Origin of the sequence: Streptococcus oricebi (assembly GCF_017883985.1) — a bacterium.
Taxonomy (GTDB): domain Bacteria; phylum Bacillota; class Bacilli; order Lactobacillales; family Streptococcaceae; genus Streptococcus; species Streptococcus oricebi.
On record NZ_PRDG01000008.1, the window covers coordinates 1 to 16,018 of the forward strand.

Sequence of the window (16,018 nt, forward strand, 5' to 3'; positions counted from 1 at the left end):
ATATAAGACTGAATCATCTCGGACTTACCAGAACCGGTCGTCCCCGCCACCAGACCGTGAGGGCCGTGGGCCTTTTCGTGAAGATTGAGGTGAACCAAGTCCTCTTTTCCTCTTAGCCCCACCGGCACCGACAGGCTCTTATAAGGGGCATTCTTGGCCCAGCGCTCCGGCACATGCAGGTCCGCAAAGCTCTCCGCCTCATACATTTCCATAAAGGTCACGGTATCAGGGATAGAGGACTTGAGGTTTTGAAGGTGGTTGAGAGGGGCCAAGCGTCTAGCAATCCCCTCCTTGTCATAGCCTGCTGGAAAATGATCCAGGGCAAAGTCGTGTTCGCGCAGGACCCCTTCCTCCATGACCAGCTGGCCTTGGTTGCGGTCCTTGATGTTAATAATCGTTTTGATATTTTCTGACAGGGAGCTGAGCACATCTTGGACAAAGATGAGCGAGCAACCCAGCTCAGTCGGATCCTCGGTGAAGAACTCCATAATCACATGGTCCAAAATCAATTTCTCATCGGTAATCAAGACCACATAGTGGGGCGAAAAGATAGTCGACTCACTACCAGCCCCCTTTTCATCCAGCTGGGCCTTGCGCAATTTCAAAATCTGATTCAGACTATTTAAGACCTGGTCATGGGTCCGTTGGTTGTAGACAAAGCCCCGCACATTCATATCTTGGAGACTAGAGTGGGGCAGCCAGCGCATCCATTCCCAGTCGCTTCTTTCTTCTTCCGGCATGATGGTGATAAACTGCACATCATGGTAGGAATGAAAGACCGAAAGTTGGGTGACGAGGAGTTGTAGCTGCTCGATAACCAGGGGTCTCGGTCCGATATAGCCGACCGGCCCATGGGCTAGATTGGCCACAACGGGCATACCCTCAATCTTGCGGTGACCCTCATAGAGGGCATAGCCCTCCTCTTCTAGCGGGTCCTTTTGCCCACTACGCTCCGTCTTAGAATAGCTAAGCGAGTAGCTAGTCGGTACCTTCCCTAGACCCAAACGATAGTAGAGAAAGTCAAAGTGCAGGGGCGTCTTTTCATAGATGCGGTGGCTATAATCCTTGGTCAAACGCTCCAAAGTCCCCAAATCTGGATAATGATAGAGTTGCCCCTCCTTTTGATCACGCGCCATCTGACTCAGCTCAATCGCCTTGTCCTTGAGATAAGCCCGATAAAGAAACTTCCGCTCCTTTAAATCCTGCTTGTATTTTTTGCGATTCTTGAAAAAGGTGGTCACGGAAAAGAAGATAGAAGCCAGGGACATGACCATGGTCAAGAGGATATAAATTCCCCTCGGCTGGACCAAGGCAATCAGAATGGTCACCCCGACCATGAGCAGGGGCGGTATCACTAATTTGAGTAATTCATCTGTCGGCTTGTTGGGTTCATTAGAGGGAGTATTGATGGAAATCTTGTCCTCCGACCCTCGATAGATAATCCTTGGCGACCGGTGAAAATCAGGATATTCCTCATAAAAATCATAACGAGAGCGCGAGCGAGGCGCGAGGCTAGCCGTTACTTGGACAGGCCCTTGAACGCGAACCTCGTCTGGATAAAACTTGAAAATCTTATCCTCAAAGGCCAGCTCATCTCCCACCTGCAAGGTCAGAGAATCCTGGCGCAAGAGGGCATTATTGAGATAGACCTGACCAGCCAGCAGGGTCAACTGCCAAGCCTGGCCCTCTTTTTTCAAGAGTAAGTGGCAGGGACTGTCTGGCGTATAAAAGGCACTTCCCTCATGGGAGCCTAGGACCAACTCCTGCTTGTCCAGCAGGTCGTAAATCTGGCTCTCCTTATCCAGCAGAAAGAAGCGGGTCGCTAGTAAGACCTGACCATTCTGCAAGATGCCTGATTCACCTTCCAGCTCATAGTAGACCTGGTTTTCCCTTAAGCTCAGGCTTAATTCCGCTGGCAAATCAGGCAGAAAGAGCTGGGCCCTCTCATGAGAAGCAAGCAAATAGTCCTTATCTGGTAGGAGTTCTAGCTCATAGCGAAGACTCTCCCTATAAAGTACGATTGTCTGTGTCATCTGCCACCCCTAGTCTTTTGTCTGGCTACTAGCCTTACTGCTAGACTCACCATTCGTTTCAGAACTGGAGCCACTTGTGGCCTCAGTCAAGGCTGAATCCCGGTCTTCCCAGTATTTCTTGTACTCACCGGTCAGCTCATTGATTTTCTTCTCCCGATCACTACCAGAAAGCGAGTCGTCTTCACGAACCTGCTTGATGGTCTGGGTCAAGGCATAGATAATCAAGTCTGTATCATCCAGCCGCTTGGCCGTGTCCAGTGCATCCTCATTTTGACTGCGACCGATTTGGACCCAGTAGGTCAGATAGAGTTCATCTGATTTCAGAGTGACATTATTTAAAATCACCTTCTTTTGTTCATCAGAGAAATTCAGCCCCTGGATGTAGGAATAGGCCAGCTCATATTTTTGAGTATAGGGCAGATTTTTAACCCCCACACCCTCCAGCTTATCAATCACCCGGGTATAGTCAACCTTGATAAAGGCATTGTCCGCATCCAGCATGGTCTCCTTGAAAGGATTGTGCATAAAGATCAGATAGACCAAGGGCACTGCAAGGACAAAAAGCCCAACGGTTAACCAGATGGACGCATGTTTATATAGGGTATAACGGCGTTTCACAACCGTTGTCAAGGTTGCCGATTCCTGGGCCAGTTTGGTCTCATAGTTTTCCTCTAGCTTGACTCTCAACTGCTCAATATCCGCTGCATCCCGCAGCTCCTTGAGAAAGTCAGGAACCGTCACCACCTCTAGCGAGCCATTGTAGAGCTCCATAAAGTCATAGTCGCTAAAGAGCGTGACAATAAAGCATTTGAGCTGGCGTAGAAAGTCGCTAGCATCAATGCTCTTAGGAATCATCATCTCCGGCAAGCCCCGGTAGGCAATCTTAGGCCGGGCATCCTTGGTCAAAAAGATATTGGCCGGGTGCAGCAAAAAGGTCACAGGCAGCTGCAAGCAAGCCTCCAACTCGACCATATTTAGGGCCAGGCGCAATTTATCCGAAAAATTCTTCTTTTTCAAAACATCATAACTCAGGCCATTCTTCTCTAGCTCATAGCTAAAAGAGACCGTATCCTCATCAAAGGTCAGCTCCTGCTTTAGAAACATAGGATGATGAAGATTGAGTAGGAGCAACTCCTTCATATTCTGCGTGGCTACATCAGAACGTTTGAGCGACAAGCTCCACTTGTCCTCCTCCTTCTGATAAGCGAAGACCTGCTCGGCAAATGTAAATTCTTCCTGTTTCACTAGATTATCTCCTCAATTTCAACCAGATCCCCTGTCGTCACAGGGTAATCAGATAAAATTTTTCCTTCGTCTAATAGGATCCCTTTGTTGATGACCCGTAGTTGATATTTCTTCCTCTGCTTATTATATCCGAAAATAGAATCAATTTCTTTAATCAATCTTCTAATTTCTATTTTTGTGGGAATGCGAATGTCCAAGTCCTTATCAGACAAGCGCAGACTAATATTGATGTGTTGCTCCACCTTCTTCAACTCCTTTTTTACTTACCTGATAGCTCAAAAAGCTAGCCAGAGTAATCATGACACAAATAGCTACCAAATAGCTCAGCCCTGGCAGGGCGCCTTCAAAGACAGCAACATCTTCCTCATCTTCTGATTTCCCTTTGGCGGCCGTATTTTCTGGCTGCGACAAAAAGAGTTTGTTGACCGAGTAAACATCCGCCTTGGTCTGACTAGCAGAAAACAGCTGCCCCTGATTTGAGGCAAACTGTTCCAGATGATTTTTTTCTATTTTATCCAAAATCTTTTGATCGCTTTCTGAAAAGAGGGAACGCGTCAGCTCGGATTGAGCTCCTCGCTGAACGTTCTCCTCCTGCTCCAGCCGCTTGCTGTCTATTTTCAGACTATTGTCCTTAATCCCCTCGCCCAAAACTGGACTTGAAGTTAGGGCCACTAGTAGAAAGAGCACTAACAGAAAACTTTTTTTAATCATAATCCTTCCTCAACCATTTTCGGTTTCTTGTTGACAAAGATATTGACCGCAGTCAGGGCTATAATGAGGACAATCAAGGCCCCAATCATAAAGACACCGACTGTTCGACCGTCAAAGTAGCCGGATAGGCCAGACTCTAAGATGGACAAGATATTAAAGGTTTTAATCAAGGCTGACAGACCAGTCAGACTTGCTGTGGTCCCGATAGCATTGGACAGGTAAACAAAGCTAATAATCATAAAGAAAGCTAGACCCATACCAATTGACTTGAGATGTTTCAAGAGTAGATATTGCCCTTGAACCAGGACAAAACTAGCCAGCACAACCAAGAGGACCCAAGAAGGGATATAGGCTTTTTCGACATAGAGCCGACTGCTAGAGATAATCCCGATAGCTAGACCAATAACCAGAGACAGACCTGATAGGATAGCTACCGTTACAATATCTGTTTCTTCCAGCTTATCTAGCTTGAAGCGGTCTTTCATCTTGCCTACAATATTTTGTGTTGCAAAGAGGTAGGCAGTAAAGAGGGCCACCACTTCCAAGAGTAAAATCCAGGTAAATGGTCGGTAAACATTGACTGTCGCTCTCACAGATGAAGCCGATTGGGCTACCGGACTAGCCAGGAAGCTCATCAGGGTTTCATTTGGCACCCCATCCTTATAGGCATTGTTAAGAACCTTGATAAAGGAAGACACAAAGTCACCATTGGTTGCCAACTCCTGCTCAAACTTGGCCATCAAGCCTTCCGCATCGGTCGACAACTTCTCGCTATTGCCCTTGACCGTTTCCAATTCCTTATCAAAAGAAGAGAAAATCGAATTAACCGAATTAGCCTGCTCAATATTACTTTGAGAAGAAGACTTGGCGCTGGAAGTTTGAGCCACAAGGGATTTAAGACCACCCTCCAGAGCTGATAGTTGAGAATCGGTACTGGTCCATTCAGTATCTACACCCTGCTTTTTACTATTAGCCTGTTCTTGTAACTTTTTCAACGAGTCCAAATCCTGGGTAATTTGAGAAGTCAAATTGTCATTTGTCTTTTTAATCTCTTCTAAATTAGTCTTAAGACCATCTCTGGAAGCTTCTAATTTTTGAAGAGTCTCCTCAGGTGAAGTACCCTTGTATTTATTTACGTTATCAGTAATAGCTTGTTTTAATAAAGAAACCAAAAGTGGAGTTACCGGTTGCTCTAAAAAGTCTGACAATGCTTGGCTATTGCGCTTGCCGCTATCATTTTTTGGATACAACACATCCAAAACGCTTTCCGCTGCTTCATAGGCATCCATAACTTTTTGAACCTGCGCAGTGTAGTCTTTATAAGCTTTCAATTCCGAAACTTTTTGACTACCAACTTCTTTACCATTAACTGAGACAGTCACTTGACTGTCTGCTGGCACTGTACCTTCAATAACATAAGAGACTGTAAAAGAACCTGTTAGGTCTTTAGTAACGGTGGTGATTAGCTCACCTTTATTATCAACAATATTGTCGTTGTTAATTTTCCAACTTTTAAGCGTTACACCGTCAGGCACCGTAATTGTTACTGTAGCATTCTTAGTTCCTGATACATCTATTTCACCTAAATTACCTTGCAGGGCATTCAGATTTTCTCTTAAATCTGCCGAGGGCATTTTACCCAAAATGTCAATTTCTTCAACAGCACCCTTACTACTTTCTTCTAGCAATTGTTTTGCTTTCTCTTCACCTAGAAACTGTTTTAAAGTAACAGTAGATTCCTGGCCTTGATTTTGATTATCTTTTGGATATTTCTTAGCTAACCAGTCATTAACAAAATTGGTAAGTTCTTGCTCTTGTTGGGAACGTTTATCATCCTCAGTTTTTATACTTGCTTTTAATTCCGCAATTTGGCTATCAAGATTAGCTAGTAGGTCTGTATAGTTTTTCTCATTAGTTTTTTGTTGGTTTGTCAACGAACTACCAGTTATCTGCACATTTAAATTATCTTGAGTAGTCTGAACCTTCTCATAGAGAGCTTGTGTCTGCCCACTCAAATTGTTTATTCCAATCACGGCAGTGACAAACTCTTCAAAGCTGGTCTTACCATTTGCTCGTGCTTTTATCAACTCCTCCAAACTCTTTCCATAATCAGTCTGACTCTTATCCAATGAATCATAGAGATTTGAGTAAGACTCTAGTGAGCTTTTAAGAGAGGTATTGGCCGTCAGCGAGCTATTAGACATAGAGGCTAGGCTAGGGAAGAAATTCCTTGCTCCCAGGGCGGACTGCAACAGGTCATTACGGTAGCTACCGATATTGGTCGTTTGCACCCCTGAAATGGTCTGCACATTTTGCTGGGCGGTATAGAGGTTGCTCAAGATACTAGCGATATAGAGGTCGACCAATTGTTTATTGAGGTCGGCTACAATATCCTTGGCTAGCTTGTTGGCATCATTTTCCACCTGCAAGTTTCCCTTGGCGTTGACCTTATAGCGAATATCTGCCCGGTCAGCTTGAACGCTATTGATGTCTAGAACCTTGCTGGAAAAGTCATTAGGAATGGTCACCATCAGCTGGTATTTCCCGTCTTTGAGACCTTTTTCAGCACTACCCCGACTGACAACTGACCAGTTTTGGGAGTTGTCGCGTTCGATATTCTTGATATAGCTGGCTCCTAGATTGTATTCTCTATCATCGGCCACTACCGCCCGGTCCTCATTGACCAAGGCCACGTTCAAGCGGGTAGCCTGACTCTGCTTGAGCTTTTTCTCATTATTGGTCCTGGTGTTGTTTTGGACGATGATGTTTAACCCGATGACGGAAATCAGGAGCACAGCGATTAGAGCCGCATTCCCGACATATTTTAAAATCCTATTTTTCATCTCTTGTGGTCTTTCTCCCAAATAGATTTATTAATATAAAGAGGGGAAGGTAAACACCTTCCCCTCATAACCATTGTAAAGATTAGCTTCTGATTTTTGAAGCGATATCTTGGTCTGTTTGCTCAACAACATCTGCAACTTGGTTCAACTGAGTATTGATGTCTTGAAGTAATTGTGCAAATTGTTTGATTTTTGGAGACAATTCTTGGAATTGTTGCTCAAAACTATCGAAAGCTGAACCGTCCCAGTTAGATGAGATAGTTGCTTGTTCTGCAGTCAAGGTTGACAACACTTGGTCAATTTCTTGAGAACCTGAAGTGTACTTTTGAGCAGAAGTGCGTAGTTCTTCTGGAGTAAGTTTAATTTGTGCCATAAAAAGTTTCTCCTTTTTCCTTATTGATACTCATATTATAACACATCTATTTCTATTTTCAAGCATTTTCTGGGAAAAAATCCAATCTTTTTGTAGGAAAATTCTCTAAGTCCTTGTCTCTCTTGACTTGAGCATTTTTAAATTTTTTCGCTTTTTTTCGTTAAAACCTAGAAAAAATACAGATAAAAGGGAGGAAAATCCTCCCTTTCATCACACTCGATAGTAAAAACTTCCTTGTTCTTCAAAGCTATTTATGCCGACACCGACCCAGAGCCGGTCTCTACCTGGATCTGAATCGTCCTTAAAGGCTTCTTTAGAAGGTAGGGAGACTCCCGCTGGGATAAACTCTAGTAAAAATCCATCTCCTTCCCCACCATAGACACCAGCAGAGGCTGTACCATAGTCGGTCAGGGAAGCCCCGTAAAATTCTTGGCTATCTGATACCAGACCCTTTTCATCAAAGGTCAAGCGTTGCCCCTGACTATTCTGCCAGGTTCCTCTGACACTGGCAAAGTTTCCTTCTGCTAGCTCTGCTATTTGCATTCTGATTTGATCCTCTCTTGGATTAGTGTTAGAGCTGGCTGAGCTCTCACTACTTGCGCTACTAGAAGACTGACTGGCCTTTGAACTAGAGGCCTTACTGCTACTAGTCTTGCTGCTTGCACTGGTTGATTGGCTAGAAGACTTGGACGGATTATCTTTAGCCTGCTGGCTACAAGCAGCTAGGCCCATGGATAGACTGGCTAGGAGAAGGAGGGATACTGTTGTTTTTTTCATGAGAACACCTCGTCATTCATTCTTTTGGGCAGGTTTCTTTGGAGGCAAGGCTAAGAAAGGCCCTCACTCCAAGAAAGCAGTTTCAACTATCCTTATTGTAACTTTTTTTAAAGCATTTGACAATTATCTAGCGACCACCTTCCAAAAAACGGCTAACGATTAGGCAAAGCAAAGTAGGCCAGACTGGGCAAAATTCGAGTCTCAGCTTCTCTTAAATTTTTTCAGACGCAGGGCATTGAGAACGACAGATACCGAGCTAAAACTCATGGCCAAACCGGCCAGCATCGGATTTAAAAGGGGGCCGCCAAAGAGATAGAGGAGGCCCATAGCTAGTGGAATGCCTAGTAGATTGTAGACAAAGGCCCAGAAAAGATTTTCCTTGATGGTTTTAATAGTTGCTAGGCTAAGCTGGATGGCGCTGACCAGCGCCCGCAAATCACTATGCATGAGGACAATGTCCGCCGATTCTAGAGCGATATCAGAGCCCGAGCCGATGGCCAAACCAACCCTGGCCTCAACCAAAGCAGGGGCATCATTGATCCCATCTCCGACCATCCCCACTTCCTTCCCTTGAGCTTGAAGTTTCTTAACGACTGCTGCCTTGTCGCCCGGTAAGACCTGGGCAAAGACTTGCTTGATTCCCACTTGTTGGGCAATAGCCCTTGCCGTATCCTCGCGATCCCCCGTCAGCATGATGACATCCAAGCCCATCTCTTGCAGCTCCTCTATGGCTTCTTTACTGCCACCTTTGAGGGAATCCGCTAAGCCTAAAAGGGCCGCCACCTCAGAGTTCACAGCCAATAAAATGGGGGTCTTGCCCTGGCTAGCTAAGTTTGTCAAGTCTTCCTCTAGATGGGACAAGTCTATGCCCTGATCCTCTAGCAAGGCTTGATTACCCAGAAGAACCTGCCCAGCTGCAAATTCAGCCTTCAGGCCTTGCCCCGGCAAAATTTCCAAATTTTCTGGTTCGTCAAGACCGACCCCTGCTGCCTGACCTGCCTGAACCAAGGCCTGGGCCAGAGGATGCTCGGAGTGCTGCTCGCTGCTAGCGACCAGACCAAGGACCTCTTCTTTCTCCCAGTCACCTAAAAGGAGCAAATCCGTCAGATGGGCCTGACCTCTAGTGATGGTCCCTGTCTTATCAAGGACAATTGTATCCAAGTGGCAAGCTGTTTCCAAGGCTTGAGCAGACTTTATCAAGATTCCATTTTCTGCCCCCTTGCCTGTCCCCACCATGATGGCCGTTGGCGTCGCAAGACCCAAGGCACAAGGGCAGGCAATGACTAAAACCGAGATAAAGATTGACAAGGCAAAGGACAGGTCTTTCCCGCCTAGGAGATACCAAGCCAGGGCGGCTAGCGTGGCTAGAGCAAGAACCAGGGGCACAAAGTAGAGGGCCAAGCGATCTGCCAAGGCGGCTATGGGAGCCTTGGAACCTTGAGCCTCCTCGACCAAGGCAACGATTTGAGCCAGGGTCGTATCAGAGCCGACCTGGGTGGCCTCATAGTCGATACTGCCAGCCTGATTGATGGTGGCGCTAGTAATCCTATCTCCCGGCTTCTTCTCAATAGGCAGGCTCTCACCAGTCATCATGGACTCATCCACATAGGTCTGGCCTCTGACAACGAGGCCATCCACCGGCATTCTCTCCCCTGGCTTAATTCTAATGACATCGCCAACCTGGATATCCTCTGTGGCAACGGTCATGGTCTGATCGGCACGGACCAGGGTAGCCTGGGCAGGCAGGAGCTGGAGGAGTCCCTCAATAGCCTGCGAAGTCTGACCCTTGGCCCTGGCCTCCAGATACTTACCTAAAAGGACCAGGCTGATAATGACTGCCACCGACTCAAAATAGAGCTGGTGGACATAGGCGCTCCGACCCTGAGCTACTTGTAAAAGAGAGTATAGGCTATAAAGAAAGGCCGCAGAGGTCCCTAGAGCAATTAAGCTATCCATATTCGGGTGTCCCTTGAGTAAATTAGGAAAACCTCGCCGATAAAAACCAAAGCCCAGCCAGATAAGGGGTAAAGACAGGGCTAGCTGACTCAGGACAAAGAGCAAGGGCTGCTCATGAGGCGCTAGAACTGGTGGTAAAGGAAGACCCAGCATACTGCCCATGGCCAGATAAAGCAAGGGCAAAGTAAAGAGAAAGGCTAGATAGAGAGTTGAGCGCATCTTGGCCAATTCCTCTTGCCTAGCAGTCACTTCCTGCTCATGATTCCTCCTTTTTTGATTGGTTTGCTCCTTAGCTCCATAGCCGGCCTCTTCTAGGCAAGTCAGGAGAGCTCGGCTGTCAAAGCCCGGTCTGGGGCGGACAGTTAACTTCTCGCTTGCCAGATTGACCCTGGCCTCCTCAACCTGATTTAAATCATTGACCATTTTTTCAATCCTGCTAGCACAGGAGGCGCAGTGCATTCCTCTTAGATGATAGACTCTTTCTTTCATAAATCTCCCCTCAGCTTAGGATGGGCCCCACAGGTACATTGACCCTGAGAGCAATGACAGACCAGACTCTCCGGTGCTGAAAGACGTTTTTTCTCAACCAAACGACTAATGCGCGCCAAATCTCCCTGACTAAATTGGCTCCGCTCCAGCATGGCCAAAAGCAGGTCTCCATGCTTGGTATTGCACATGTTGTCAAAGAGAGTCTGCCAGGTCTGATTTAGATGCTCTTCTTCCAGAATTTGGGCTTCATAGTAAAATTTCCCCTCAACCTTTTCCATGCGGATAAATTCCTTGGTCTTGAGCCGGTTCAAGAGGGTCTTAATCGTAGCCGGTTTCCAATCAAAATCCGCCTCCAAATGCGCCACCACCTCATTACTACGACTATGAGGATAGGCCCACAAGACCCGCATGACCTGCCATTCTGCCTGACTAATATTTTGTTCTTCCATTGACGACCTCTTTCTAGAATAAATTTTTTCTCCTTTATTAGTTTACGCTTGTAATCATAAAAAGTCAAGTATTTTTTCGGCAAAGAAAAACGAACGGCTGCTTACCGTTCGTTGCTCTTGTTAAATGGCCTACTGGTTAGTGAGCCAGCATCTCCTGGGCAATTTCTTGGCCAGACAGCTTCTTAGGATAGTAGGTTGGCCAGTTTTCCAGCTCATTAAAGAGGGCTTCTTGACTTTCTCCACCAAAGAAGATGTGGAAGTGGGCCGCCTTGGTCGGTGCAATATTGTGGTCGCTAAATTGGACGTACTTGTACTGTCCAGCGTCAGGGTCAGTCGCTTCAAACATAAAACGAACCCCGCGATTTCCCTTAGAATAAGTCAGAGTGTGCTTGCCGACATATTTATAGGTGTATTTCTTAGCTTTGCCGTCCACAATAAATTCCATGGTTTTATCAGTAATATTGATATGGGAGACATCGGTCTTGTAGCCCTTAGTGTAATAGGCCTTGTATTCAGCCGCAGTCATCTTGCCGGTCAACTTAGCCTTATAGTCAAAGACTTGGTCCAAAGTGCCGTCTTGCAAGAATGGATAGACTGACTGCCAGTCGCCCTTATAGTCGGACAAGGTCCTGTCCTTAACGGCACTATCCTCAAAGTAACCATTTTGTACAGTCTTGCTGTTTTCCTCTTTTTCAGGACTAATTTCTGGGCCAGCCTGACTAGTTGTCTTGAGCAAGGCCTTGAGGTTGGCCTCCATGATGGTTAGGTAGCTCTCACCTGCCTTGGTTTGCTTTTCAGTCAAGCTCTCCAATGGATTTAGCACATCGAGCTCAACCCCTGCTTCCTTGGACAGGGTAGTAGCCAAAGCTTTTGAGGCATTTTCTTCAAAATAGATGTACTTGATTTGATTTTTCTTAATATAGTCCGCTAACTCAGCCAAACGAGCCGCTGAAGGCTCACTGTCCGGTGACAGGCCGCTAATGGATACCTGTTTCAAACCATAGTCCAAGGCCAGATAACCAAAGGCCGAATGCTGGGTGACAAAGCTCTTTTGCTTGGCATCAGCCAGACTAGTTTGATAGGACTTGTCTAAAGCCTCTAATTTTTTGCTGTAGGCGGCCGCATTCTTCTTGAATTTTTCTGCCTGTTTAGGATAGGCCTTGCTGAGCTGGTCCCGAATTTCCTCAACTAGCTTAAGGGCCCTTTGAGGAGACAGCCAGACATGGGGGTCATAGTCATGATGGTGCCCTTCCGCACCATGGTCATGTCCCTCTTCTTCCTCTCCACCAGGCAGGAGCAACATCTTACCGGTTGCCTTGACCACCTTGACCTTCTTGTCCAAAGTTTTCAAGAGCTTGGGAACCCAGGTTTCCATATTTTCATTCTCATAGACAAAGGCATCAGCATCTTGGATTTTAGCGACAGCCTTGGCCGAAGGCTCATAATCATGGACCTCAGTCCCCGCTCCGATTAAGAGTTCGACATTTGCCGTATCTCCGGCCACTTCCTTGGTGAACTCATATACAGGATAAAAGGTCGTCACAATATTCAGCTTATCCTTTTTACCCGCCTGATTGGAGCAGGCTACCAAGATAAGGCTCAGAAGGCCCATTGCTACTAAAGTAAGTTTCTTCATTCTCTTCTCCTACTTGATAAATTTATTGATTAGATTGACCAATAAAAAGACAAAGACAAAAATAATGGTAATGCTAGCACTGGCTGGCGTTTCTGCATAATAAGAGATATAAAGCCCCGCAATCATGCCCAGAAAACCAATCAAATTAGCCAATAAGATGACCGACTTAAAGTTCTTGCCGATCCGCAGGGCAATACTGGCTGGCAGGACCATAATGGTCGATACTAGAAGGGCCCCAGCTGCTGGAATCATCAGAGCGATGGCCACCCCAGTGACCACATTAAAGAGGATAGACATGGTCCGAACAGGCAGACCATCCACAAAGGCCGTATCCTCATCAAAGGTCAAGATATACATGGGACGGATAAAGAAGAGGGTTAAGACCAAGACCACTGCCGCAATGGCAAAGAGGGCCCATACCTGCTCCTGATTGATGGTGACAATCGAGCCAAAGAGGTACTGATCCAAGCTCATGGAGCTCGAGCTAGCCCCCTTGTTCATGACAATCAAGGCCACTGCTAGCCCCGTTGACATGAGGATAGCCGTTGCAATCTCCATATAGTTTTTATAAATGGTCCTTAGATACTCTAGAAAAACCGCTGCTATAACCACGATTAAAACCGTCGAAATAGTCGGAGAAATTCCCAGGACCAATCCAAAAGCCACCCCAGCCAAGGAAACATGGCTCAGAGTATCACTCATCAAACTCTGCCGCCTAAGGATAAGAAAGGTCCCTAAAATCGGCGAAAAGATACTCATGGCAATGACTGCCCAGAAGGCCCTTTGCATGAAATCATAACGAAATAAATCAAGCATGTTTAGCCTCCCCATCATTCTCATGAATATTAAAGCAACGCCAAGGGGAATCCTGATCGCGTACAAGGTGAATATTTCGATCAGCATACTTCTTGACCTCTTCTGGATCATGAGTAATCATCAGAACTGCCTTTCCATGCTGGTGGGCACTGTGGTGCATGAGACGATAAAATTCGTCCTTACTACCCGCATCCATCCCAGCAGTCGGCTCATCCAGAACAAAAACATCTGGATCCGAAGCAAACATCCGGGCGATAACTGCCCTCTGCTTTTGTCCTCCCGAAAGAGAGCCAATCCTCTTCTTGCGGTGCTCCCACATTCCTACAGCCTCTAGGCTGACCTTAATGTGCTCCTCATCGTGACTGTTCAGCTTCCTGAACCAGCCCCGCCTCGGATAACGACCAGACTTGACAAATTCGTAGACCGTACTAGGAAAGCCTGCATTAAAGCTAGCAATCTGCTGGGGCAGATAGGCCAGGCGCAATTTTTTCCCAGCTCGGTTGGTCTTTGAGATTTCCACCTTGCCCACTCTGGGCCGTAAAATACCCAGGCTCGCCTTGATTAAGGTCGTCTTAGCAGCTCCATTTTCCCCAGTCAGGGTCACAAATTCACCACTATCTAAAAAATAGTGGATATGCTCCAGTACCGGCTCCTTATCATAATAAAAGGAAAGATTATCTACCGTAATGTATCTCATTTTCCAATTTCCCCCACGAGCCCCTCTAAAAAGCGAGCAATCGTTTTCTGTTCCTCATTTGAAAACTCTTTTACTAGCTTTTCATAAGTGGCCAAGGTATGGGCATGATGATGCTCATGTTCCTGAGCCACCGGCCGGGCTAACTTGGTCAAACGATAGATAAGCACTCGGCCATCCTTCTTGTCCTTGCTAGCCTCCAACATCCCCTGCTTAATTAAGGATTTAATCGCCTTGGTTACAGCCGCCTGACTGATATTTAATCTCTTAGCCAAGTCTGTATTGGTCAGAGAATCCTCTGCCAAGAGCATAAGGATATGCTCCTGAGTATTGGTCAAAGCCACTTGACTCTGACAGGACCCAATTAAAATTTCATGTTGATTTTCTGATTTTAAAATAATCTCATTTAAGAAATGATCGATCTGTTGCGCTAAATGAGCCATAAGCCACCCTTTCTATTAACTAGTTAAACGTTTACTAGTTAAGTATATCATAAAGAAAAAAAGAGTCAAGTAAAAATCAATGATTTCCTGTGTTTTCTGAAATCATTTCATCTTCTTACAAAAAACCAACTAGGAATTGGTTTGTCCTCCCATCAACTTTCTGCTATAATGTGGGCAAAGGAGGAAAAGCCGATGACTCAAAAAACAATCCGCTCCTGGGCTATCTTAGGCAGCTGGCTGATTTATATTGCAGATATATTAATCGCCATCTCTGATGGCTTCGGCCCAGGCTTTTGGCAAGGTCTACCCGATTTACCAACTTGGAAGGTAGACTTTGCCGGCTATGCCTTGCTTCTCTTTCCCCTTCTAGGGATTGGAGTTTACATCCTCTCTCTTGGCCTCAGACAGAAATGGCTTGGAATACTGGGAGCTTGGTTTCTTATGACTATATGCGTCTTTCTCCATACCAGTTATTTTTACTTTGCTGGCACTGCCCGACTGCATGCTCAACATCCCTCGACAAGTACGGCAAAGTTGCTAGAAAGCTTTTCAATGGTCAAAAATAACTTTATGCTCGCCTACTTTGTTCTAATGGCAATCCTTTTTCTCTTCATTATTGTGCTAGTCTTAAGTAAGAAAACTGCCTTTCCACGCTGGTTTGCCTTGAGCACTCCCTTAACAGGAATTCTTCTGGGCCGATTACTTAACCTTGTCGCACCATCCATTCGTGAGCTTCTTCAGCCCTTCCTCATCCCTGCCTTTTGGTTTGCACTGATGCTAACCATCGCAATGATTTTTGCCTTAAAAGATAAAAACTTTCTAGAAGAAAATAGGACCTCTTAAGAATAAAGCTAAATTTTTTAGAGAAAATCCTTCACCAGAAAAGAAATAATAGACAGGTTTTATTAAGCAGGTTAATCATGACCACCTCTTAAATCGGTAGTGTTTTTGATTCGCGCTTCAGATGGTAAGACAGACTGCAAGTCAGATAAGCAAAAAAAGATAGGCTTCTAGCCTATCTTTTGTCTGTAACCTTAAGCGATACCGGCGGCCGGGGTCGAACCGGCACGTCCGTGAGGACACTGGATTTTGAGTCCAGCGCGTCTGCCAATTCCGCCACGCCGGCTTAATGTGTAACTGGGGTAGCTGGATTCGAACCAACGCATGAGGGAGTCAAAGTCCCTTGCCTTACCGCTTGGCTATACCCCAATAATATAAAATAGGCGAGTGATGGGGATCGAACCCACGCATGCCAGAGCCACAATCTGGTGTGTTAACCACTTCACCACACCCGCCATATTCTTACACGGGCAGTAGGAATTGAACCCACACTGAAGGTTTTGGAGACCTTAGTTCTACCTTTAAACTATGCCCGTAAAGGATGGAAGGGGAGGGATTCGAACCCCCGAACCCGAAGGAGCGGATTTACAGTCCGCCGCGTTTAGCCTCTTCGCTACCCTTCCTCTATTTAATTTATGGCGCGAGACGGAATCGAACCGCCGACACATGGAGCTTCAATCCATTGCTCTACCAACTGAGCTACCGAGCCTAAG

The 16,018-nt window shown here is 46.0% G+C and carries 13 protein-coding genes, 6 tRNA genes and 1 pseudogene; 1 reads left to right on the forward strand and 19 read right to left on the reverse strand.

Translation table 11 applies throughout. The features are described from left to right. From C4K46_RS10345 to C4K46_RS10405, 13 genes and pseudogenes are all read right to left on the reverse strand, one after another. Positions 1 to 2,033 (reverse strand): annotated as a pseudogene (locus C4K46_RS10345) (type VII secretion protein EssC); the annotation flags it as partial. 9 nt (positions 2,034 to 2,042) lie between these two features. Next, the gene (essB, locus tag C4K46_RS10350; RefSeq protein WP_209629180.1) at positions 2,043 to 3,278 is read right to left on the reverse strand and encodes a type VII secretion protein EssB; all 1,236 of its coding nucleotides are present in this window, start codon (positions 3,276 to 3,278) and stop codon (positions 2,043 to 2,045) included. After that, positions 3,278 to 3,520, reverse strand: a complete 243-nt coding sequence (locus C4K46_RS10355; RefSeq protein ID WP_209629181.1) for an EsaB/YukD family protein — start codon at positions 3,518 to 3,520, stop codon at positions 3,278 to 3,280. The genes essB and C4K46_RS10355 overlap by 1 nt, the downstream gene beginning before the upstream one ends. Beyond that, positions 3,498 to 3,989 (reverse strand): type VII secretion protein EssA, encoded by a 492-nt coding sequence (essA, locus tag C4K46_RS10360; RefSeq protein WP_209629182.1) that lies wholly within the window; start codon positions 3,987 to 3,989, stop codon positions 3,498 to 3,500. Before essA ends, C4K46_RS10355 begins: the two co-directional genes overlap by 23 nt. After that, positions 3,986 to 6,832 (reverse strand): type VII secretion protein EsaA, encoded by a 2,847-nt coding sequence (gene esaA / locus C4K46_RS10365; RefSeq protein WP_209629183.1) that lies wholly within the window; start codon positions 6,830 to 6,832, stop codon positions 3,986 to 3,988. Before esaA ends, essA begins: the two co-directional genes overlap by 4 nt. A gap of 82 nt (positions 6,833 to 6,914) precedes the next feature. After that, a complete protein-coding gene (locus C4K46_RS10370; RefSeq protein ID WP_209629184.1) occupies positions 6,915 to 7,205 on the reverse strand; it encodes a WXG100 family type VII secretion target in 291 nt (96 codons plus the stop codon). 210 nt (positions 7,206 to 7,415) lie between these two features. Then, on the reverse strand, positions 7,416 to 7,982 hold the full coding sequence (locus C4K46_RS10375) for a DUF6287 domain-containing protein (RefSeq protein WP_209629185.1): 567 nt from the start codon (positions 7,980 to 7,982) through the stop codon (positions 7,416 to 7,418). Positions 7,983 to 8,183: 201 nt separating this feature from the next. Next, complete coding sequence (locus C4K46_RS10380) at positions 8,184 to 10,427, reverse strand: heavy metal translocating P-type ATPase (protein WP_209629186.1); 2,244 nt, start codon at positions 10,425 to 10,427, stop codon at positions 8,184 to 8,186. After that, positions 10,424 to 10,876: a CopY/TcrY family copper transport repressor gene (locus C4K46_RS10385; protein WP_209629187.1), complete on the reverse strand. Its 453-nt coding sequence runs from the start codon at positions 10,874 to 10,876 to the stop codon at positions 10,424 to 10,426. The genes C4K46_RS10380 and C4K46_RS10385 overlap by 4 nt, the downstream gene beginning before the upstream one ends. Before the next feature lie 136 nt (positions 10,877 to 11,012). Further along, positions 11,013 to 12,512, reverse strand: coding sequence for a metal ABC transporter solute-binding protein, Zn/Mn family (locus C4K46_RS10390; protein WP_209629188.1), 1,500 nt, complete (start codon positions 12,510 to 12,512; stop codon positions 11,013 to 11,015). 9 nt (positions 12,513 to 12,521) lie between these two features. Continuing rightward, positions 12,522 to 13,328 carry a metal ABC transporter permease gene (locus C4K46_RS10395; RefSeq protein WP_209629189.1) on the reverse strand — a complete coding sequence of 269 codons (807 nt, stop codon included), beginning with the start codon at positions 13,326 to 13,328 and terminating at the stop codon, positions 12,522 to 12,524. Continuing rightward, the gene (locus tag C4K46_RS10400; protein ID WP_209629190.1) at positions 13,321 to 14,025 is read right to left on the reverse strand and encodes a metal ABC transporter ATP-binding protein; all 705 of its coding nucleotides are present in this window, start codon (positions 14,023 to 14,025) and stop codon (positions 13,321 to 13,323) included. Before C4K46_RS10400 ends, C4K46_RS10395 begins: the two co-directional genes overlap by 8 nt. Then, a complete protein-coding gene (locus C4K46_RS10405; RefSeq protein ID WP_209629192.1) occupies positions 14,022 to 14,465 on the reverse strand; it encodes a zinc-dependent MarR family transcriptional regulator in 444 nt (147 codons plus the stop codon). The genes C4K46_RS10400 and C4K46_RS10405 overlap by 4 nt, the downstream gene beginning before the upstream one ends. Positions 14,466 to 14,606: 141 nt before the next feature. On the opposite strand from C4K46_RS10405, the gene C4K46_RS10410 reads away from it, so the two are divergent. After that, on the forward strand, positions 14,607 to 15,308 hold the full coding sequence (locus tag C4K46_RS10410) for a DUF6796 family protein (protein WP_245335207.1): 702 nt from the start codon (positions 14,607 to 14,609) through the stop codon (positions 15,306 to 15,308). 199 nt (positions 15,309 to 15,507) lie between these two features. Here the strand turns inward: C4K46_RS10410 and C4K46_RS10415 are convergent. From C4K46_RS10415 to C4K46_RS10440, 6 genes are all read right to left on the reverse strand, one after another. Next, positions 15,508 to 15,591, reverse strand: a tRNA-Leu gene (locus tag C4K46_RS10415). 11 nt (positions 15,592 to 15,602) lie between these two features. After that, a tRNA-Gln gene (locus C4K46_RS10420) sits at positions 15,603 to 15,674 on the reverse strand. 13 nt (positions 15,675 to 15,687) lie between these two features. Next, a tRNA-His gene (locus C4K46_RS10425) sits at positions 15,688 to 15,760 on the reverse strand. Between the two features lie 10 nt (positions 15,761 to 15,770). Next, positions 15,771 to 15,841 (reverse strand) — tRNA-Trp (locus C4K46_RS10430). Between the two features lie 6 nt (positions 15,842 to 15,847). After that, positions 15,848 to 15,928 (reverse strand) — tRNA-Tyr (locus tag C4K46_RS10435). Between the two features lie 13 nt (positions 15,929 to 15,941). Further along, positions 15,942 to 16,014: transfer RNA gene (locus C4K46_RS10440), tRNA-Phe, on the reverse strand. Between the last annotated feature and the right edge of the window lie 4 nt (positions 16,015 to 16,018).

Excerpts from the sequence above, each read along its gene's own strand:
- C4K46_RS10400 (WP_209629190.1), bottom strand. The coding sequence starts at position 14,025 with ATGAGATACATTACGGTAGATAATCTTTCCTTTTATTATGATAAGGAG.
- C4K46_RS10390 (WP_209629188.1), bottom strand. The coding sequence starts at position 12,512 with ATGAAGAAACTTACTTTAGTAGCAATGGGCCTTCTGAGCCTTATCTTG.
- C4K46_RS10370 (WP_209629184.1), bottom strand. The coding sequence starts at position 7,205 with ATGGCACAAATTAAACTTACTCCAGAAGAACTACGCACTTCTGCTCAA.
- esaA (WP_209629183.1), bottom strand. The coding sequence starts at position 6,832 with ATGAAAAATAGGATTTTAAAATATGTCGGGAATGCGGCTCTAATCGCT.
- C4K46_RS10405 (WP_209629192.1), bottom strand. The coding sequence starts at position 14,465 with ATGGCTCATTTAGCGCAACAGATCGATCATTTCTTAAATGAGATTATT.
- C4K46_RS10380 (WP_209629186.1), bottom strand. The coding sequence starts at position 10,427 with ATGAAAGAAAGAGTCTATCATCTAAGAGGAATGCACTGCGCCTCCTGT.
- C4K46_RS10395 (WP_209629189.1), bottom strand. The coding sequence starts at position 13,328 with ATGCTTGATTTATTTCGTTATGATTTCATGCAAAGGGCCTTCTGGGCA.
- C4K46_RS10385 (WP_209629187.1), bottom strand. The coding sequence starts at position 10,876 with ATGGAAGAACAAAATATTAGTCAGGCAGAATGGCAGGTCATGCGGGTC.
- essA (WP_209629182.1), bottom strand. The coding sequence starts at position 3,989 with ATGATTAAAAAAAGTTTTCTGTTAGTGCTCTTTCTACTAGTGGCCCTA.
- C4K46_RS10375 (WP_209629185.1), bottom strand. The coding sequence starts at position 7,982 with ATGAAAAAAACAACAGTATCCCTCCTTCTCCTAGCCAGTCTATCCATG.